Origin of the sequence: Paraburkholderia sp. GAS32 (genome assembly GCF_050434225.1) — a bacterium.
GTDB classification, from domain to species: domain Bacteria; phylum Pseudomonadota; class Gammaproteobacteria; order Burkholderiales; family Burkholderiaceae; genus Paraburkholderia; species Paraburkholderia madseniana.
In genome coordinates, this window is sequence record NZ_JBNPVS010000019.1 from 70,565 (window position 1) to 89,663 (window position 19,099).

The following is a 19,099-nucleotide window of genomic DNA, read 5'->3' on the forward strand; positions in this document are numbered from 1 at the left end:
CTCCTTTCTGTGCCGGGTCACTGACGTATTAGTGACGTATTAGTGACGTATCGGCGCCGCACTAGTACAGCACGACCGAGCGGATCGACTCGCCCTTCTTCATCAGGTCGAAGCCCTCGTTGATGCGCTCGAGCGGCAGACGATGCGTGATCAGGTCGTCGATGTTGATCTTGCCTTCCATGTACCAGTCGACGATCTTCGGCACATCCGTGCGGCCGCGTGCGCCACCGAATGCCGAGCCCTTCCACTCGCGGCCTGTCACCAGTTGGAACGGGCGTGTGCTGATCTCTTCACCCGCCGCCGCCACGCCGATAATGAATGACTGACCCCAGCCCTTGTGCGTGCACTCCAGCGCCTGACGCATCACCTTCGTGTTGCCGATGCATTCGAACGAATAGTCTGCCCCGCCGTCGGTGAGTTGCACGATGTGGTCAACCACGTTCTCGACTTCGTTCGGGTTGATGAAGTGGGTCATGCCGAATTTCTTCGCCAACTCGATGCGGCCCGGGTTGATATCGACGCCGATGATCTTGTCCGCGCCGACCATCTTCGCACCCTGGATCACATTCAGGCCGATGCCGCCGAGACCAAACACCACCACGTTCGCGCCCGCTTCGACCTTCGCCGAATACACCACAGCGCCGACGCCCGTCGTCACGCCGCAGCCGATGTAGCAGATCTTGTCGAACGGCGCGTCTTCACGCACCTTCGCGACCGCGATTTCCGGCACGACGATGTAGTTCGAAAACGTGGACGTGCCCATGTAGTGAAACAGCGGCTTGCCGTCCAGCGAGAAGCGCGACGTGGCATCGGGCATCAGGCCGCGGCCTTGCGTCGAACGGATCGCCTGACAAAGATTGGTCTTGCGCGACAGACAGAATTTGCACTGACGGCATTCCGGGGTGTAAAGCGGAATGACGTGGTCGCCCTTCTTCAACGTGCCGACACCCGGACCCACATCGACGATCACACCCGCACCTTCGTGACCGAGAATCGCCGGGAAGATGCCTTCAGGATCCGCGCCCGAGAGCGTGTAGTAGTCGGTGTGGCAGATACCCGTCGCTTTCACTTCAATCAGGACTTCACCGGCGCGCGGGCCTTCCAGATCCACTTCTTCGATCGTCAACGGGGCGCCGGCTTTCCATGCGATTGCTGCTTTGGTTTTCATCGTGAATGCTCCTGTGAGTCGGTGAATGCCTGGCCCGTCGCGGTGAGATATCGCGCGGCGTGCCGGTGTCGCGGTTCGCGGTTCGCGGTTCCGCAATTAATTCGTGTGCCGGACTGGGGACGGACAGTGTCGTTGCCGCCCGGCATCGTTCGCCGGCCTATACCTTAGCGTGCGAAAGCCGTCATGGTATTGCAAAGTACGTCGCGGCATTGTCTGTAGCTGACATCGCGTTGCTCAGCGAAGCGGGGTTTCGCCGAACCATGATTCGACGCGGCCATACAGATCGAGAAAGCGCGCATAACGTTCGGCGAGTGCCGCATCGCCTTGCGGCCCGGCAACACGCGTCGCGCCCGGCGCAAGCGCGGCGAGGTCGCTCGCGTGCCAATGCCCGCTCGCCAATCCACCGAGGATAGCCGCGCCACGCGGCGCCGCGTTGGGGCAGTCGACGGCATGGAGTTCGACGTTTAACGCGTCGGCGAGCAACTGCCGCCAGCGCGCATCGACGGAACCGCCGCCCGCGAGCTTCAAGGTCGTCACCGTCGCGCCGCTCGCGCGGATCGCGTCAAGGCCGGCACGCAGCGAGAACGCGACGCCTTCGAATGCGGCGCGCATCATCGTGCCGCGCGAGTGGTCGAGCGCGAGGCCAAGCCAGCCGCCACGCGCGGCAGGGTTGAGCCACGGGGTGCGCTCGCCGGTGAGGTACGGTAGAAAAGTCAGGCCTGCTGCGGCGCTGGAGATAGCGGCTGTTGTATCGCCGAACGCGTCACGATAAGCATCAACCCATTCATACGACAACCAACCCCGCACGCGTTCGAGCGCGACGCCGACGTTTTGCATCGCCGCCATCCGATACCAGTGATCGCTCGCGGCCCGATAGCGATGCAGGCCTTTTACCGCTTGCGGCGCGTGCTCGGCGAGTACGACGATTTGTCCTCCCGTGCCGGTGGTGAGCAATGCGTCGCCGTCGCTCGCGAGACCACTGCCAAGCGCAGCGCATGGCGTATCGGCGGCACCGATCGCCAGCACGATGCCGGCGCGCAGACCCAGTTCCTGCGCGGCCTCCCGCGACAAAATGCCGCCCGCCGCATAGGAAGGCGCAAGCGGTGCAAACCATTCATGCGGCAATTCGAGCCGCTCGAGCAGCGCCTGATCCCACACGCCAGCGGGATCGGCAAGCGCGGTCGCGCAGGCGTCGGAGGGATCGGTTGCGACCGCGCCGCCCAACGTGACGCGCAACCAATCCTTAGGTTGCAGCGCCCATCGCGTCTTGCGCGCGGACTGCGGTTCGTTCAGGACGATCCAGCGCAGCAAAGGACCGGCCATGCCTGGCGCAACCGGATTCGGCTGCGGCTCGGGCCACTGATTAAGCAAGCTCAACGCGCGCGTGTCGGGCCAGAGCATCGCCGGGCGCACTGCTTCGCCATCGGCGTCGATCAACACGACACCGTGCATCTGTCCGGAGAAACCGATCGCTTGCACGTCAAGGCGCAACCCGGCAGGCAAACGCCCTGCCGCTTCGCATAACGCGCGCCACCAGGTTTGCACCGAGATTTCGGCCCATCCGGAGTGCGGCGTTTCGAGTGCATACGCGACACTGGCCGCTGCCTGCTCGCGGCCGTTTTCGTCGACGATTGCGACTTTCAGGGAGCCGGTGCCGAGGTCGATGCCAAGAAAACTCATGGGCGATAGGACGTCAATTTGAGCTTAGGGACAAGCACGCGAAAGGTGCCTGGAACGGCGTATTTTCCGTCACCGCTGCGCGGCTTCGGAAGCGCGCCCGAATGCGCGCTGAAAACCCGGACTCGCGGGTTAACCCCGCCACGCCGCGAGCCGCATAAAAACAGCACTATGCGTCGAGCGAGATACACCTCATTGATTTTCACACATATCCCGTTAGCACGGGCGCGCGCGACGCGCGAGCGCCCATCGCCGCTGCATGGGGCTGACGGGCGATTTGTGCGGCGCACGCATTTCTTTTGCCTTTCAAACAGGCCTCATCCATATCGTCACCGGGAATGCCGGAATAGGCCCCAGTGGTCTTGTTGCAGCTTTTCGTTCCGCATACCTTGGAGCCATCCCAAAACGAGATGGTGGAGAGAGACAAAATGCAATCGAACACGGTTCACCCGTGCGACGAGCGACTGCCCGCGGGCCAGTTGCTGACGCTCGGCATTCAGCACGTTTTGGTGATGTACGCAGGCGCAGTTGCGGTGCCGCTGATCGTAGGCGCGGCACTGAAATTGCCGAAAGACCAGATCGCGTTCCTGATTAGCGCCGACCTGTTTTCCTGCGGCATCGCCACGCTGATTCAGACCCTCGGTCTGTGGATCTTCGGCATCCGTCTGCCGGTCATCATGGGCTGCACGTTCGCGGCTGTCGGCCCGATGGTCGCGATCGGCACCAACCCTTCGCTCGGCATCCTCGACATCTTCGGCTCGACGATCGCGGCCGGCGTCATCGGCATCCTTCTCGCGCCGGCGGTCGGCAAGCTGCTGCGCTTTTTCCCGCCGGTGGTGATCGGCGTGGTGATCTCGGTGATCGGCCTCTCGCTGATGGAAGTGGGCATCAACTGGGCAGCCGGTGGTATCGGCAACCCTGACTACGGCAATCCGGTCTATCTCGGCCTGTCGCTCCTCGTGTTGATGCTGATCCTGCTGATCAACAAATTCGCCAAGGGCTTCCTCGCCAATATCTCGGTGCTGCTCGGCATCGTTGCGGGTTTCCTCATCGCGCTGGTGCTCGGCCGCGTGAACATGGACGGCGTCACGCACGCACCGTGGGTCGGCATCGTGATGCCGTTCCACTTCGGCCTGCCGCATTTCGATCCGCTCGCGATTGCGACGATGGTCACCGTGATGTTCGTCACCTTCATCGAATCGACCGGCATGTTCCTCGCGGTCGGCGACATGGTCGATCGTCCGGTGGATCAGAAGACGCTGGTGCGCGGCCTGCGCGTCGACGGTCTGGGCACGCTGATCGGCGGCATCTTCAACTCGTTCCCGCATACCTCGTTCTCGCAGAACGTCGGCCTGATCGGCGTGACGGGTGTGAAGAGCCGCTTTGTCTGCGCGATGGGCGGCGTGATCCTGGTGCTGCTGGGCCTGTTCCCGAAGATGGCGCAAGTGGTGGCTTCCGTGCCGGCCTTCGTGCTTGGCGGTGCGGGGATCGTGATGTTCGGCATGGTCGCGGCGAACGGCATCAAGGTGCTGGCCAAGGTCGACTTCGTGAAGAACCATCACAACCTGTTCATCGTCGCGGTGAGCATCGGCATGGGCCTGGTGCCGGTGGTGTCGCCGCAATTTTTCTCGAAGCTGCCGCCGGCGCTGTCGCCGCTGTTGCATAGCGGGATCTTGCTGGCGTCGGTGTCGGCGGTCGTGCTGAACCTGATCTTCAACGGTGTGAAGAGCGAGAAGAAGGCGCAGTGCGAAATTCGCAAGGCCGGACATGATTTCGACGGACGCGGCGGTAATGAGCCGCCAGCCGACGAGATGCTGCGTGCGGTGGATTTGCACTGAGCGTCTGACTGCAACCGGCGCCGCGCGACAGGGATCGCGCTGAGCGCGAGCGCTGGGTTGAGTTGATATAAGCTGGGTTGATCTGGGTTAAGTTGATCTGGGCTGTGCTGAGTCGATGTGAGTTCATCTGGGTATCAACAAAAAAACGCCACGGCATGCCGTGGCGTTTTTTTATTACCAGTTGCGCAGGACGGCCTTCCTGACAAAGCCAAAAACCGCCCTACACGCCTGCGACTACAAGACTCAACTCGCAGTCGCCGCCGAAGCCGCCACCGGCGCACTTGCCGCACCGTAATCGACCGGTGCATCGGCCGGACGCGGCTGCTCGCCGGCCCGTCCGATCCAGCCGCCGCCGAGTGCCTGGTACAGCGTGACCAGGTTCTGCAGACGCTGCATGCGCGCGGTCACCAACAACTGCTGCGATATATACAGATCGTTCTGCGCGGTCAGCACCGACAGATAGCTGTCGACACCGTTCTTATAACGCAGGTCCGACAGATCCAGCCGGCGCTGCTCGGCAAAGGTATTGCGCTCCAGCGCCTGGATCTGCTGATCGTACGTGCCGCGTGCCGCCAGTCCGTCCGCCACTTCGCGGAACGCCGTCTGGATCGCCTTCTCATACGTTGCGATCTGGATGTTCTTCTGCACGGTGGCGAGATCGAGATTGGCCTTGTTCGCGCCGCCCTCGAAGATCGGCAACGTGATCGACGGCGCGAAGCTCCACGCCGCCGAACCCGGCTTGAACAGACCGCCGAGCGTCGGGCTCAGCGTGCCGAAACTGCCGGTCAGCGAGACCTTCGGGAAGAACGCTGCGCGCGCCGCGCCGATGTTCGCGTTGGCCGCGAGCAGATTCTCCTCGGCCTCCATGATGTCCGGACGACGTGTCAGCAGATCGGACGGCAACCCCGCCGGAACATCCGTCAGGAGGTTCTGATTGTCCAGCGTCATGCCCGGCGGCAGATCGTCCGGCAACGGCTCGCCGACCAGCAGCACGAGCGCGTTGTCCGCCTGAGCCCGCAGACGCGCCTGCGACTGCAGGTTTGCCTGCGCCTGGTCGACCACCGTTTCTGACTGCCGCAGGTCCAGTTCCGAACCCGTGCCGTTGTCGAACTGCAGCTTGGCGATCCGGTACGACTCCTGCGCGGTCTTCAGCGTGTTCTGCGTGACCTTCAGCAGATCGTCCACCTCGAGCACCGTCATGTACTGATTCGCCACCTGCGAGACCAGCGCGATTTCCGCAGCCTTGCGCGCCTGAGCGGTGGCCAGGTATTGAGCCAACGCTTGATCCTTCAGGCTTTGAATCCGCCCGAAGAAGTCGATTTCCCAGGAAGCGTTCAGACCCACCGAGTACGTGTTGCTGATCGTCAGACCAGTGGACGTCAGATCTTTCGGCGTGCGCTGTTTGCTTTGCGAAGCCGCAGCGTTCAGCGTCGGGAACAGCGCCGCGCGAGTGATCTGGTACTGCGCCTGCGATGCCTGGATATTCAGCACCGACACTCGCAGATCGCGGTTGTTCTTCAGCGCGATTTCGATCAGCCGCTGCAAACGCGCATCGGCGAAGAAATCACGCCAACCGATATCGGCGGCCGCCTGGCCGTTCGCGGTCCGTGAGGCACTCGCCGCGCCCGGCTGCGTGTCGTACACGCCGCCGGTCGGGAAGTTCGCCGTCACGGGCTCATCCGGGCGATGGTACTTCGGCGCCATCGTGCAACCCGCGGCGAACAGCGCAACCGCCACTGCAATCAAAGAGTGTTTTTGCATCTCAATGTCCGTCCTTGCCCGAGCCATTGCCAGCGGAACCGTCACCTTGCGGATCATGCGGATGGTGCTGGTTGTAGTGTGCGAGCGCCTCATCCGGGTCTTCCTTCTCGCCGCCGAACTTCGCGCGGATCACGACGAAGAACATCGGGATCATGAAAATCGCGAGGAAGGTCGCCGTCAACATCCCGCCGATCACGCCAGTACCGATTGCGTGCTGGCTGGCCGAGCCCGCGCCGTTACTGATCGCGAGCGGCATCACGCCGAGAATGAACGCGAGCGAGGTCATCAGAATCGGACGCAACCGCAGACGCGCTGCTTCCAGCGCGGCCTCGATCGGCCCCATTCCTTCACCCTGCTGCAACTCGCGGGCGAATTCCACAATCAGAATCGCGTTCTTCGCCGACAGCCCCACCGTGGTCAACAGACCCACCTGGAAGAACACGTCGTTCTCGAGCCCGCGCAGCGTAGCGGCCAGCAGTGCGCCGATCACGCCGAGCGGCACCACCATGATCACCGAGAACGGGATCGACCAGCTTTCATACAGCGCCGCGAGACAGAGGAACACAACCAGGATCGAGATGCCGTACAGAATCGGCGCCTGCGAACCGGACTGGCGTTCCTGCAACGACAAGCCCGTCCATTCGTAGCCGATACCTGCCGGCAGCTTCGCCACGAGTGCTTCCATGGCCGTCATGGCCTGACCGGTCGACTTGCCCGGTGCAGCCGCGCCCTGGATTTCCACCGCCGAGATACCGTTGTAGCGCTCGAGCTTCGGCGAACCGTAGGACCACGTACCGCTGGCGAACGATGAGAACGGCACCATGCTGCCGGCCGTATTGCGCACGTACCAGGCGTTCAGGTCTTCCGGTTTCATCCGGAACGGTGCGTCGCCTTGCAGATACACCTTCTTGATCCGGCCGTCGGTATCGAGGAAGTTGTTCACGTACTGCGACGCCCATGCGATCGAGAACGTCTGGTCGATCACCGACAGCGACACGCCGAGCGCAGCAGCCTTCTCGTGGTCGATGTTCACGGTGAACTGCGGCGTATCGTTCAGGCCGTTCGGACGCACCTGAGCCAGCGTCGGATCTTTCGCCGCCATGCCCAACAGCATGTTGCGAGCCTGCATCAGCTTCTCGTGGCCGATACCGGCGCGATCCTGCAACTCGAAGTCGAAGCCGGCAGCCGTGCCGAGTTCAGGAATCGACGGCGGATTCACCGGATACACCAGCGCGTTCTTGTAGCCCGAGAAGTGCATGAAGAGGCGGCCAACCAGCGCCTGCACCTTCTGATCCGAGTGCTGACGCACCGCGTAGTCCTTCATCCGCACGAACACGAGACCCGCGTTCTGACCGCGGCCGGCGAAGCTGAAGCCGTTCACCGTGAAGGTCGATTCGACGATGCTCTTCTCGGTGTTGAGCAGGTAGTCGGAAACGTCCTTCAGCGCATGCGCAGTGGTTTCCTGCGTCGAGCCGGACGGCGTTTGCACCAGCACGAACATCGTGCCCTGGTCTTCGTCAGGCAGGAACGACTTCGGCAACTTCACGAACAGCAGGCCAACCGCGAAGATCACCACCATGTAGATGATCAGCCAACGGCCCGAGCGCTTGATCACGTGGTGAACGCCCGAGTGATACTTGTCGCGGCTCTTGTTGAACGTGCGGTTGAACCAGCCGAAGAAACCGGTGGTTTTTTCCTGATGGCCCTTTTCGATCGGCTTCAAGATCGTCGCGCACAGCGCCGGCGTCAGAATCAACGCGACCAACACAGACAGCACCATCGCCGCCACGATCGTCAACGAGAACTGCCGGTAAATAGCCCCGACCGATCCGCCCGAGAACGCCACCGGCACGAACACCGCCGACAGCACGAGCGCCACGCCGACCAGCGCGCCGGTAATCTGGTCCATCGCCTTGCGGGTCGCATCTCGAGGCGATAACCCCTCCTCCTGCATCACCCGCTCGACGTTTTCCACCACCACGATCGCATCGTCCACCAGCAAGCCGATCGCCAGCACGAGCCCGAACATCGACAGCGTGTTGATCGAGAAGCCCACGATACCCATGATCGCGAACGTGCCCAGCAGCACCACCGGCACGGCGATCGTCGGGATCAGCGTGGCGCGCAGGTTCTGCAGGAACAGGTACATGACCAGGAACACCAGCACGATACCTTCGAGCAGCGTCTTGACCACTTCTTCGATCGACAGGCGCACGAACGGCGTGGTGTCGTACGGATACTGCACGACGAGGCCGTGCGGGAAGTACTTCGACAGTTCGGCGACCTTCGCGCGCACTGCCTTGGCCGTAGCCAGCGCGTTCGCGCCGGTGGCGAGCTGAATACCGAAGCCTGCCGTCGGCGCACCGTTGTACTTGGTGTCGAAGTTGTAGTTTTCGCCGCCGAGTTCGATGTGGCCCACGTCCTTGATACGGACTTGCGAGCCGTCCGTATTCACCTTCAGCAGCACGTTGCCGAACTGTTCAGGCGTATTGAGCAGCGTGGCTTCCGTGATGGTGGCCTGCAGCACCTGGCCCGGCACCGACGGCGTGCCGCCGAGCGAACCGCCCGCGACCTGCACGTTCTGCGCTTGCAATGCCGTCTGCACGTCTACCGGCGTAAGGCCGAAGTTGGTCAGCTTGTTCGCATCCAGCCAGATCCGCATCGCATACTGCGAGCCGAACAGCGTCACCGTGCCCACACCGTCGATCCGGCTGACCGGATCCTGGACGTTCGACGCGACGTAGTTCGCCAGGTCGTACTTGTTCATGCTGCCGTCTTCGGACACGAACGCCATCACCAGCAAGAAGCTGCTGCTCGACTTCGTGACCTTGGTACCCAACTGCTGCACGGCTTGCGGCAACAGCGGCGTGGCGAGCTGCAGCTTGTTCTGCACCTGCACCTGCGCGATGTCAGGATTGGTGCCGGCTGCGAACGTCAGCGTGATGGTTGCCGTACCCGAGTCGTCCGACGTGGACGACAGATACAGCAAGTGGTCGAGACCACTCATCTGCTGCTCGATCACCTGCGTGACGGTGTTTTCCACCGTCTTCGCCGATGCGCCCGGGTACGTTGCGCTGATCTGCACGGCCGGCGGCGCGATGGTCGGGTATTGCGCGATCGGCAACGTAAAGACCGACGCGATACCCGCGAGCATCAGAATAATGGCGATCACCCATGCAAAAATCGGGCGATCGATAAAGAACTTTGCCATGAGGCGGGCTCCCTGTTATTACGCGCCCGATGCAGCAGAAGCGGGTTTAGCCGTCTGCGTCGCACCGCTGGCGGCCGGCGCACCCTGAGCGGATGCGTCGGAAGCGGGTGTGGCGGGAAGTTGCGCGGCAACGGCCTTGACCTGTGCGCCCGGGCGGACCTTGTCGGTGCCCTGGACAATCACGCGGTCGCCGGCCTTCAGGCCGCTTTCCACCACCCAGTTCGAACCGTACGTGCCCGCAGTGACGAGCTGACGCAACGCGACCTTGTTGTCGTCGCCGACCACCAGCGCGGTCGGCTGCCCCTTCTGGTCATGCGTGATGCCGACTTGCGGCACGACGAGCGCGCTGTCGTTGATGCCTTCCTCGATCTTCGCGCGCACGAACATGCCCGGCAGCAGCACCTTGTCCGCGTTCTTGAAGATCGCGCGCACCGTCACCGAACCGGTGGTCTGGTCGACCGTCACGTCGGTGAACTGCAGCTTGCCCTTTTCCGAATAGGTGCGGCCGTCTTCGAGAATCAGCGAGACCTTGGCGGCGTCCGGACCGCTCGTCTTCAGGCGCCCTTCCTGCACTTCGCGGCGCAGCTTCAGGCCGTCGAGGCTGGATTGCGTCAGGTCCACATAGACCGGGTCGAGTTGCTGGACCGTTGCCAGCAGCGTGGCGGCGCTCGCCTGCACATACGCGCCCGGCGTGACTTGCGACACGCCGATCTGGCCGGTCACCGGCGAGGTCACGTCGGTGTAGCCGAGGTTGATCTGCGCCGTATCGACCGCTGCCTTGCCGGCGGCCACGTCAGCTGCGGCCTGGCCTGCAGAGGCCACCGCGTTGTCGTAGTCCTGCTTGCTGACCGCATTGGCGGCCACCAGCACCTTGAAGCGGTTGGCTTGCGCGGTGGTCGACACGAGATTGGCCTGGGCCTTCGCCAGCGTTGCCTTCGCGTTGTTCAACGTCGCGATATAGGGCGCCGGATCGATCTTGTACAGACGCTGACCAGCCTTGACCTCACCGCCTTCCGTGAATTCGCGGCGCAGCACGATGCCGTCGACCCGTGCACGCACTTGCGCGACGAGGAAGGCACTGGTACGGCCGGGCAATTCGGTGACGACGGGCACAGTCGTCGGCTGGACGGTGACGACACCCACTTCGGGCGTTTGTTGCGGCGGGGCAGATTGTTTTGGTCCGCACGCTGCCAGCAATACGGCAGCCGTCGCGGCACTGATTAAGCGGAATGGAACCCGTTCGACGCGCATGGAGCGACCTCTGTCAAAGACTGAGAATGAAAAAGTGCGCGCATCCCTACCCCGGGGACGACAGCGCACACATGCGTCTTGCGACGCGTGACCGGAAGCCCGTGGATGCAAACCGCACCTGCAGGGGCATCCTGAACAAAATGCGCCATACCGGGGAAATGCCGCACGGCGCCGCCCGTCGGGGCACGGCGCAAGAGCGTTTTGAAAGGCAACAGTGACGGATATTAACCGGTCGTCACGGCTTGGGCTATCCGATCGTGGGATGCTATTATATATACATCCACGAATGCATGTAAAAGTGCGTTTAGTTCTTTGCGGGCGGGGGGCCTGCAAGATCGCTTCGTAAATTGCTTAACGGCAGACAGATTGTCATCGAGCGTACTTAAAAGCGCCCGGGAAAACCCCACAATCAGGGCAGGTCACCACAATATGGTCAGAAGAACCAAAGAAGAGGCGCAAGAGACGCGCAACAGCATTCTCGACGCGGCCGAACGGGTTTTCTTCGAGAAGGGTGTATCGCGCACGTCGCTCGCCGACATCGCGCAGGCCGCCGGCGTCACGCGCGGCGCAATCTATTGGCATTTCGCGCACAAAGGCGATCTGTTTACCGAAATGTTCGACCGCGTGCTGCTGCCGCTGGACGAACTCAAGGCCGCCTCGCAAGACCCCAATGAACCCGACCCGCTCGGGCGCCTGACGGAAATCTGCACGGTCTGCCTGCGCGATACCGCCAACGACCCGCGCCGCCGGCGCGTGTTCGACATCCTCTTTCTGAAGTGCGAGTTCGTCGAAGAGATGGGTCCGGTGATGATCCGTTATCAGACCAACATGCGCGAAGGGCTGTTGAAGATCGAAGGCGGTCTGCGCAATGCGATCTCCAAAGGGCAATTGCCGGCCGATCTCGACACCAGAATCGCGGCGACGATGGTGCATGCGTTCATCAGCGGCTCGCTGCGCGACATGCTGTTTTTGCAGGCGGCGACCGATTTCAGCAAGCATGCGGAGCAAATGGTCGCCGGGATGTTCGATGCGCTACTGCTGAGTCCGGCGCTGCGCATCGGGAATCGGACGGCAGCCGCCGCCCGGTTACCCGGTCAGACTAGCTAAGACTAACTAGACACTTACGCGGCGACCCGGCGCGCCCGCGCCTTCTGATTCGACGTGTAGATATCGCCGCGTTCGAGCGGCGCCTCACCCTGCACCGTGGCGATCCACTGCGCCGTACTCGCCACCGCCGCGAAGTTCGACTGTAGGACCACGCTGAAGACCCGGTGAATCTCCTGCGCGCTCGCAAAGCCCGCGCTGTTCTCATAGGGCAGCGAGCCGGCTGCGTCGTGCAGAAATTCGACGGCAAACCCCGCATGGTATGCGTGGTTGATCGTCGACGCGTCGCAGTTGTGCGTCATGTAACCGACGACCGTCAGCGTGTCGATCTGCTGCGCGGCCAGCCAGTCGGCGAGATCAGTACCGGTAAAGGCGCTCGCCCGCGACTTCTCAATGTAGTGATCGTGTGCCCGCGCACCCACCACCGGATGCAGCTCGGCGCTTTCGCTGCCGCGCGCGAACACCGGCGAGCCGGCCGGCGCGAGATGTTGCACGACCACCACCGGCACACCGGCGGCACGAGCCGCATCCATCGCCCGGCCGATGTTGGCGAGCGAGGTTTGCACATCCGGGTATTCGATCGGCAGATCGCCGGTAACGTATTCGTTCTGCACATCGATGACGATCAGCGCGCGGCGGGGTGCGGTCATAGCAAGACTCCTGTCAGTTGAGCAGTTAGGGCTCGCGCTGCGCGACCCGGGATGGGCGTTCTGCAGGCAGCGGCGATGAAGCATTGTTCGTCAGCCGCCATGTCCCCGATAGCGACCCGAATGACAATCTTCGCTAGAATCGGGCCATCGTTAAATGTCACGGGGCGATTGCGAATGACGGCTACATCCACCTCCTCTACCGCCGGGCGCGACGTCGCGCCCCGCCATGTCGTCGCGGTCGTCGCGTTCGACGGCATCAGCCCGTTCCATCTTTCGGTACCGTGCGTGGTGTTCGGCGAGGACCGCAGCAACGGTGGCTTGCCCGATTTCGACTTTCGCGTCTGCGCTGCCGAGCGCTGCGCCCTGACCACCACCGCCGGCTTCTCGATCGCGGTCACACATGGGCTCGAAGCACTCGCCGACGCGGATACGATCATCGTGCCGAGCTGGCGCGATCCGGACGAGACGCCGCCCGACGCCCTGCTCGACGCACTGCGCGCCGCCCATGCACGCGGCGCCCAGTTGATCGGGCTGTGTCTTGGCGCGTTCGTGCTGGCCGCCGCAGGCATTCTCGACGACCGACCGGCATCGACCCACTGGGCGTGGGCGGACGACTTCGCGCGCCGCTATCCGCGCGTGCGGCTCGATCCCGACGTGCTCTATGTCGACGACGGCAACGTACTGACCTCGGCCGGCACCGCTGCCGGTCTCGACTGCTGCCTGCATGTCCTGCGCAAGATGAGCGGCGCGCAGGCGGCGAACTATGTCGCGCGACGACTGGTGGTGCCGCCGCATCGGCAGGGTGGCCAGGCGCAATACATTCAGCAACCGGTCGCGCCGAACGTGCGCGGCGACCGCCTGTCCTGTCTGCTCGATTGGGTCAGCGGGAATCTGGATGCGCCGCATACGCTCGACACGCTCGCCGAACGCGCGTTGATGAGCCGCCGCACGTTTACGCGACGCTTCCGGCTCGCCACCGGCACGACCGTCGGCGCATGGCTGCTGGCGCAGCGGCTCGGCCGCGCTCAACAGTTGCTCGAAAGCACGGATGAGTCCGTGGAAGCGATCGCGGGGATTGCGGGATTCGGCTCGACCGCCTCGCTACGGCAACATTTCGCGGAGGCGTTCCGCACCTCGCCATCCGCGTGGAGGCGGGAGTTCCGCGGCGTGTGAGCGCGGGTGAGACCGGCAAAAGCGGATAGCGCATTCAAGGACCGCAAATGCCGTGTGGTCGACGGTGTTTCGTAGTCGCCCACCAGGATTTCGTAGTCGCGCTGGCACGACAGCGGTGCGCCAAGCCACGTCGTCACTGCTCGCTAATCCAGCGCGCCACATACAACAGCAGCGCCACCAGAAAAATCATCACCGCCCACGCCCAGTTCGGCACGACGTGCGGATTGGGTTCGCGATGCGAGACTCCATGCGACACACCGTGGGCTGCCCCATGCGATGCGCTCGCCGCCCGCCCGGTCAGCGCATTGCCATGATCCACGCGCGTGCGCCGGGCAATCCCGCCAAGCGTGATCGGCCGCAGAAACACGTGCTGCCGACGCGCCGCCGAACCGCGTGCACGGTTCGGCCCTTGCCCATGCTTGGCGCGAACGACCGCGCCGAACTCGTCGAAAAAATCGTCGGCCAGTTGATGCAACGCGTTTTCGAGCTGGCGGGTGGGCAGTTCGGCGAGCGGCCCGGACGAGGTCGCCCAGATCGTGTAATCGATCCGCGTGCCCCGCTCCCTGCCGACGCCATGCGAACCATCGTCCGCGCGCAATCTCACTTCGATCTGGCCGCGCAACGAGCCGATGCCCTCGGCGCGCGCCTTGAAGTTGATGGTGCGGCGCTGCGCGTCCGCCGGTCCGGAGTCCTGGCCGGCCACGTGGGCGCGCGCTTCGTAACGCGCGCGCAACGGCCCGAGCGGCACGGTCATGGTGAGCGCATATTCGCCATCGCCGAGCCGCGTGAACGACTCGCAGTTGTCGAGGCTGGCACGCAACAAGGCGAGGTCCTGCAACGCGTCCCAAACGTCGGACGGCGCAAGCGGAATCCGTAACGCGTCGTTCAGTTCCATGGCAGCCTCCCCGATGAACGCGCGACAGCCGGTCAGGACGTCTGATCGATGCGGTCGACGCGCGATGCGTAAAACGCGAGATACCCTTTTATCTTTAGCGCCGGTTCAAGCGGCGTCTCATAGCTCCAGACGGCGTTTTCGATCAGACCGTCTTCGGTGCGCAGATGATAGTACGAGGCATCGCCCTTGAACGGGCAGTGCGAAGTATGGGTGGAACGTTCGAGGCGTGCCATGTTGACGTCGCCGCGCGGAAAATAGAACACGTCCGGCAAGCCGGTTTCGGTGAGTGTCAGGCCGGCCTGGGTATCGGCCATCGTCACGCCGCCGTGAATCACACGCACCCGATGGTTGTTGCCGCTGATGGCGATGGTGTGCCCGCCCGTGCTCGCGCCGGCGCCGGGGCTTCCGTGAGGTGTCAAGGCATCGCTCATGTCTCGGCTCCGTGATGGGATGTAACCCGGGATGCAACTCGGGGTGCAACTCGGTATGCGGTCGTGCAACAAAAAAGCCACGGGGTGCACCCGTGGCTTCATTATCGGCCAAAGTTAAGCCGATTGCGCGGCCTTCCTGAATGCCGCTGGGGCGTCTTGCCCGGCGCCGCTCAGAGAGGCGAGCCGCTTATTGCGTATTCCAGTAGAACGCCGCCTTGGCGGTGCCCTTGGCCGGAATCGTCACCGCCTTGGTCTGGTCGTTATCCTTGTACTGCGCATGCACGGTATAGCGGCCCGGGCGCAGCCTGACCAGCATATACGGCCCACGCGAGGTGGCGGTCAGCACATTGCCATCGTGCGCATCGACGATCCGCACGTGGATGTCGGCGAGAAAATCGGAGCCGGGGCCGGTGAAGCGCATCGACAGCGGCCACTGGCTTTGCGCCTGCTGCAGTGCTTTCGATTCGTCGAGACCGACGCCGCCCGACACGAACGCGACGTCGCCCTGGTGCTGGATTTGCGGCAGGCCGCCACCGTTGGCGTTGCCCGCGCTGCTTTCGTCGGTGGTCGTGCCGCCCGTTACGTCACTCGCCTGCGCGTAAGCGCCGCCCGCCAGGCCGAGCGTGAGCGCTGCGCAAACCGCGGCGGCTACGATCCTTCGCTGCTTGCGTTGGGTTTTCATCGGTTCGCTCCTTCTTTAGGTCCTTGTCGTCCGGAATCCCTCGGAGGGTCCAGATCAAGGAAGACGCAACCTGCGTGCCCGCCATCAGTTCGCGTCGTATGGAAACCGCTGCTGCGCCATGCCATGCGGCGCAGAGCGCCCTGCTTTACAGCTTTGATACAGCGTTGAATCACGGCTTTGAAACAGATAAAAAAATGCCGGTCCGTACGCAGTAAGTGCAAGGACCGGCAAGCATTACTTCAATGCGATCAATGTCCGCTTAGCCGAGATCGACCGGCACGAAGATCTGCGCGTTATCCCGCTGGATCAGCAACGCGATGCTGTTGCCCGCGCCGGCGATCATCTGCTTCAACTGATCGACGCTCGTGACCGGCCGGCCATTGACCGCCAGAATCACGTCGCCCGGCTGGATGCCGGCGCTTTCAGCCGCGCCGCCCGATTGCTGCACCAGCAGGCCGTGCGACACCGACGCGCCGCTCTTCTCCTCCGGCGTCAGCGGCCGCACCGCCACGCCGAGACGGCCTTGCAACTGGGTCGGCTGATCGGCCTTGTCCGAGGCCACCTTGGCATCCGACAGTGAACCGATCGTCACCTTCAGGTCTTTGGTGGCCTTGTCGCGCCACACCTGCACGGTGGCCGAACTGCCCGGCGCCAGACCCGCGACCTGCGACGGCAGATCGGACGAGTCGCCGACCGGCTCGCCATTCACCGACAGAATCACGTCGCCCGGTTGCAACCCACCCTTGGCGGCCGGGCCGCCCGGATCGACCGAGCTGACGAGCGCGCCTTGCGGCTTCTGCATGCCGAACGAATCCGCCAGCGTCTGGTTCATGCCCTGCACCGCGACGCCGAGACGTCCACGGCTCACATGGCCGGTCTTGACGATGTCGTCCTTGACCTTGATCGCCTCGTTGATCGGGATCGCGAACGAAAGGCCCTGGAAGCCGCCCGTCTGCGAATAGATCATCGAGTTGATGCCGATCACTTCGCCTTGCAGATTGAACAGCGGGCCGCCCGAATTACCCGGGTTCACCGGCACGTCGGTCTGGATGAACGGCGTGTAGTTTTCGTTCGGCAGCGAGCGCGATTTCGCGCTGATGATGCCCGAGGTCACGGTGTTGTCGAAACCGTAAGGCGAGCCGATCGCGACCACCCACTGGCCGACCTTGCTCTGACGCGGATCGCCGATCTTCACGGTCGGCAGACTGCTCGCATCGATCTTCAGCACGGCGACGTCGGACTGCTTGTCGGCGCCGACCACTTTTGCCCTGAATTCACGCTTGTCGGTGAGCTTAACGGTGACGACGTTCGCGCCGTCCACCACGTGGGCATTGGTCAGGATGTAGCCGTCATTGCTGACGATGAATCCCGAGCCGAGGCTCGCGCTCGGCTGATCGGGCGCATCGCCGCCGTCGCCGCCTTGCATGCCCGGCATGCCGCCGAAGAAGTGCTTGTAGAACTGATAGAAGGGATCGCTCGGATCGATCGGCAACTGGTTGCCGCCGTTGGCGCCATTACCACCGTTACCGCGCAGCGCCGTCTGCTTGACCACATGCTTCGCGCTGATGTTGACCACGGCCGGGCCGTAGGTTTCGACCAGACCTGAGAAATCGGGGATGCCGGTTTTCGCCGCGGCTTCAGCAGGCATCATCGCGGCTTGCGCCGGCGTGATCACCTGCGGCGCAGGCACGTCGCGATGCCCCGCCACATAGCCGGCGGAGAGCGCCACGGCGACAGCCACTGCAACAGCGCTGCGGGACAAGGTTTTCGCGTTCATCGTGTACTCCTGACTGGGAGAAAGAGGCTTTGGAATGAGATGAAGCGTACGTGGCATCGCTTAAAAGAGTCTTAAGCAGCGCCAGATCGCTTCAAGCCCATATTTAAGGCTTGTTTAAGCCTCGCTTAAGCCACATTCAAGCCACGTTCGAGCCACTTTACGAACAGAAAGCCTCACATTCAGAAGTGCACTTCGACCTGCAAACCACCCGCCGGCGATTCGTCGAGCTTCACCGCCGCATGGTGTTGCGTGGCGATGCGGCGCACGATCGCTAGGCCGAGGCCGCTGCCCGCCACATCAGTGCGCACGCGGTTCGCGCCGGCGCCGGCCCGGTAGAAGCGATCGAACACGCGCTCGCGTTCGGCCGGCTCGATGCCCGGCCCGCTGTCGGCAATCCGCACCACCGGATGACCTTCGTCGACATGCAGGCCGACGTCGACACGGCCGCCTCGCGGCGTGTATTTGGTTGCGTTATCAACGAGGTTGTTGAACATGACGCGCAGCGCGTCGGCGTCGCCGGTCACCGTGGCGGCTTCGCTCGCCTCGATACCGAGATCGACGCCGCGATTCTGCGCAAGCGGCGCGTACGCCGCCACGCAATCCTGCAGCAGCGCGCGCAGATCGATCGCGTTCGTAGCGGCGACGCCGTCCGGCTCCGAACGCGCGAGCGCCAGCAATTGCTCGGCAAGACGTGTAGCGCGCGTGACGCCCGCTTGCAAATCGGCCAACGCTTCGCTGCGCGCGGTGTCGTCTTTCGCGCGGGCTACCAGTTGCGACTGGATCTGCACGGCGGCAAGCGGCGTGCGCAATTCGTGCGCGGCATCGGCGACGAATGCTTTCTGAATATCAAGCGCAGTGGCGAGCCGTTCGAGCAGGCCGTTCAACGCGCGCACGAGCGGCTGCACTTCGAGCGGCAGACGCTGATCGGGCAAGGGATCGAGCGCCTCGGGGTGACGCGCGTCGAGCGCACTGGTCACGCGCCGCAACGGCCGCAACCCGCGCCCGACGATTACCCACACCGCGAGCCCCAGAAACGGCAGCAGAACGATCAACGGCCACAGGGTCCGCAACGCGACATTCGCCGCCAGCCGGTTGCGCACCGAAACCGGCTGCGCGAGCTGCACGACGTTATCGCCGACGATCGCGCCGTACACGCGCCAGTCGCCGCGCTCCGTATGCTCGGTCGAAAAGCCGATTTCGGCGCGCGGCGCGAGCGGCGCACGCGGGCGCGAGTAGTACATCAACACGCCGTTGCGATTCCAGATTTGCAGCACGATGCCTTCGTCGCCGGTGTCGCGCGAACCGAGCACCTGGGAGAACGGTTCCGACGGCAGCGCCGCGGCGATCTGCTCCAACTGGTAATCGAACAGTTCGTTGGCTTCGGCAAGCGCTTGCCGGTAAATCAGCCAACCCGCAATGCCGACGCCGAGCAACACCAGCGCCAGCAGCCAGACCAACAATTGACGGCGAATCGAACGCAT

14 protein-coding genes are annotated in these 19,099 nt (G+C 63.5%); 3 read left to right on the forward strand and 11 right to left on the reverse strand.

Annotated elements, in window-relative coordinates; all coding sequences use genetic code 11:
- Window positions 1-61 precede the first annotated feature (61 nt).
- Window positions 62-1,168: an S-(hydroxymethyl)glutathione dehydrogenase/class III alcohol dehydrogenase gene (locus P3T25_RS22785; protein ID WP_063497220.1), complete on the reverse strand. Its 1,107-nt coding sequence runs from the start codon at window positions 1,166-1,168 to the stop codon at window positions 62-64.
- A gap of 234 nt (window positions 1,169-1,402) precedes the next feature.
- Entirely contained in the window at window positions 1,403-2,848 is a 1,446-nt protein-coding gene (locus tag P3T25_RS22790) for a xylulokinase (protein WP_429358997.1), read from the reverse strand.
- A gap of 425 nt (window positions 2,849-3,273) precedes the next feature.
- Here P3T25_RS22790 and P3T25_RS22795 point away from each other — a divergent pair, with 425 nt between their 5' ends.
- Window positions 3,274-4,683, forward strand: coding sequence for a nucleobase:cation symporter-2 family protein (locus tag P3T25_RS22795; RefSeq protein WP_429358998.1), 1,410 nt, complete (start codon window positions 3,274-3,276; stop codon window positions 4,681-4,683).
- Between the two features lie 243 nt (window positions 4,684-4,926).
- Here the strand turns inward: P3T25_RS22795 and P3T25_RS22800 are convergent, their stop codons facing one another.
- The 3 genes from P3T25_RS22800 to P3T25_RS22810 are packed head-to-tail and all read right to left on the reverse strand — an operon-like array spanning window position 4,927 to window position 10,906.
- Window positions 4,927-6,444 carry an efflux transporter outer membrane subunit gene (locus P3T25_RS22800; RefSeq protein WP_429358999.1) on the reverse strand — a complete coding sequence of 506 codons (1,518 nt, stop codon included), beginning with the start codon at window positions 6,442-6,444 and terminating at the stop codon, window positions 4,927-4,929.
- Between the two features lies 1 nt (window position 6,445).
- On the reverse strand, window positions 6,446-9,655 hold the full coding sequence (locus tag P3T25_RS22805) for an efflux RND transporter permease subunit (RefSeq protein WP_429359000.1): 3,210 nt from the start codon (window positions 9,653-9,655) through the stop codon (window positions 6,446-6,448).
- An 18-nt stretch (window positions 9,656-9,673) separates the two neighbouring features.
- Window positions 9,674-10,906: an efflux RND transporter periplasmic adaptor subunit gene (locus P3T25_RS22810; protein WP_429359001.1), complete on the reverse strand. Its 1,233-nt coding sequence runs from the start codon at window positions 10,904-10,906 to the stop codon at window positions 9,674-9,676.
- Window positions 10,907-11,335: 429 nt separating this feature from the next.
- Here P3T25_RS22810 and P3T25_RS22815 point away from each other — a divergent pair, with 429 nt between their 5' ends.
- Window positions 11,336-12,013 (forward strand): TetR family transcriptional regulator, encoded by a 678-nt coding sequence (locus P3T25_RS22815; protein WP_408517162.1) that lies wholly within the window; start codon window positions 11,336-11,338, stop codon window positions 12,011-12,013.
- A gap of 14 nt (window positions 12,014-12,027) precedes the next feature.
- On the opposite strand, the gene P3T25_RS22820 is transcribed toward P3T25_RS22815, so the two are convergent.
- Window positions 12,028-12,660, reverse strand: a complete 633-nt coding sequence (locus P3T25_RS22820) for a cysteine hydrolase family protein (RefSeq protein WP_408517161.1) — start codon at window positions 12,658-12,660, stop codon at window positions 12,028-12,030.
- Between the two features lie 174 nt (window positions 12,661-12,834).
- Between P3T25_RS22820 and P3T25_RS22825 the strand changes: the two genes are divergently transcribed.
- On the forward strand, window positions 12,835-13,833 hold the full coding sequence (locus P3T25_RS22825; protein WP_429359002.1) for a helix-turn-helix domain-containing protein: 999 nt from the start codon (window positions 12,835-12,837) through the stop codon (window positions 13,831-13,833).
- Between the two features lie 133 nt (window positions 13,834-13,966).
- Here the strand turns inward: P3T25_RS22825 and P3T25_RS22830 are convergent, their stop codons facing one another.
- From P3T25_RS22830 to P3T25_RS22850, 5 genes are all read right to left on the reverse strand, one after another.
- Window positions 13,967-14,728, reverse strand: coding sequence for a CoxG family protein (locus P3T25_RS22830; protein ID WP_154558662.1), 762 nt, complete (start codon window positions 14,726-14,728; stop codon window positions 13,967-13,969).
- A 32-nt stretch (window positions 14,729-14,760) separates the two neighbouring features.
- Complete coding sequence (locus tag P3T25_RS22835) at window positions 14,761-15,159, reverse strand: DUF427 domain-containing protein (protein WP_429359003.1); 399 nt, start codon at window positions 15,157-15,159, stop codon at window positions 14,761-14,763.
- A 187-nt stretch (window positions 15,160-15,346) separates the two neighbouring features.
- Window positions 15,347-15,841, reverse strand: coding sequence for a carboxypeptidase regulatory-like domain-containing protein (locus P3T25_RS22840; RefSeq protein ID WP_429359004.1), 495 nt, complete (start codon window positions 15,839-15,841; stop codon window positions 15,347-15,349).
- A 259-nt stretch (window positions 15,842-16,100) separates the two neighbouring features.
- A complete protein-coding gene (locus tag P3T25_RS22845) occupies window positions 16,101-17,618 on the reverse strand; it encodes a DegQ family serine endoprotease (protein ID WP_429359005.1) in 1,518 nt (505 codons plus the stop codon).
- A 179-nt stretch (window positions 17,619-17,797) separates the two neighbouring features.
- The gene (locus tag P3T25_RS22850) at window positions 17,798-19,099 is read right to left on the reverse strand and encodes an ATP-binding protein (protein WP_429359006.1); all 1,302 of its coding nucleotides are present in this window, start codon (window positions 19,097-19,099) and stop codon (window positions 17,798-17,800) included.

Coding starts and splice junctions, on each gene's coding strand:
- P3T25_RS22785 (WP_063497220.1), bottom strand. CDS start 1,168: ATGAAAACCAAAGCAGCAATCGCATGGAAAGCCGGCGCCCCGTTGACG.
- P3T25_RS22840 (WP_429359004.1), bottom strand. CDS start 15,841: ATGAAAACCCAACGCAAGCAGCGAAGGATCGTAGCCGCCGCGGTTTGC.
- P3T25_RS22825 (WP_429359002.1), top strand. CDS start 12,835: ATGACGGCTACATCCACCTCCTCTACCGCCGGGCGCGACGTCGCGCCC.
- P3T25_RS22800 (WP_429358999.1), bottom strand. CDS start 6,444: ATGCAAAAACACTCTTTGATTGCAGTGGCGGTTGCGCTGTTCGCCGCG.
- P3T25_RS22830 (WP_154558662.1), bottom strand. CDS start 14,728: ATGGAACTGAACGACGCGTTACGGATTCCGCTTGCGCCGTCCGACGTT.
- P3T25_RS22820 (WP_408517161.1), bottom strand. CDS start 12,660: ATGACCGCACCCCGCCGCGCGCTGATCGTCATCGATGTGCAGAACGAA.
- P3T25_RS22790 (WP_429358997.1), bottom strand. CDS start 2,848: ATGAGTTTTCTTGGCATCGACCTCGGCACCGGCTCCCTGAAAGTCGCA.
- P3T25_RS22815 (WP_408517162.1), top strand. CDS start 11,336: ATGGTCAGAAGAACCAAAGAAGAGGCGCAAGAGACGCGCAACAGCATT.
- P3T25_RS22835 (WP_429359003.1), bottom strand. CDS start 15,159: ATGAGCGATGCCTTGACACCTCACGGAAGCCCCGGCGCCGGCGCGAGC.
- P3T25_RS22805 (WP_429359000.1), bottom strand. CDS start 9,655: ATGGCAAAGTTCTTTATCGATCGCCCGATTTTTGCATGGGTGATCGCC.
- P3T25_RS22850 (WP_429359006.1), bottom strand. CDS start 19,099: ATGCGTTCGATTCGCCGTCAATTGTTGGTCTGGCTGCTGGCGCTGGTG.
- P3T25_RS22795 (WP_429358998.1), top strand. CDS start 3,274: ATGCAATCGAACACGGTTCACCCGTGCGACGAGCGACTGCCCGCGGGC.
- P3T25_RS22810 (WP_429359001.1), bottom strand. CDS start 10,906: ATGCGCGTCGAACGGGTTCCATTCCGCTTAATCAGTGCCGCGACGGCT.
- P3T25_RS22845 (WP_429359005.1), bottom strand. CDS start 17,618: ATGAACGCGAAAACCTTGTCCCGCAGCGCTGTTGCAGTGGCTGTCGCC.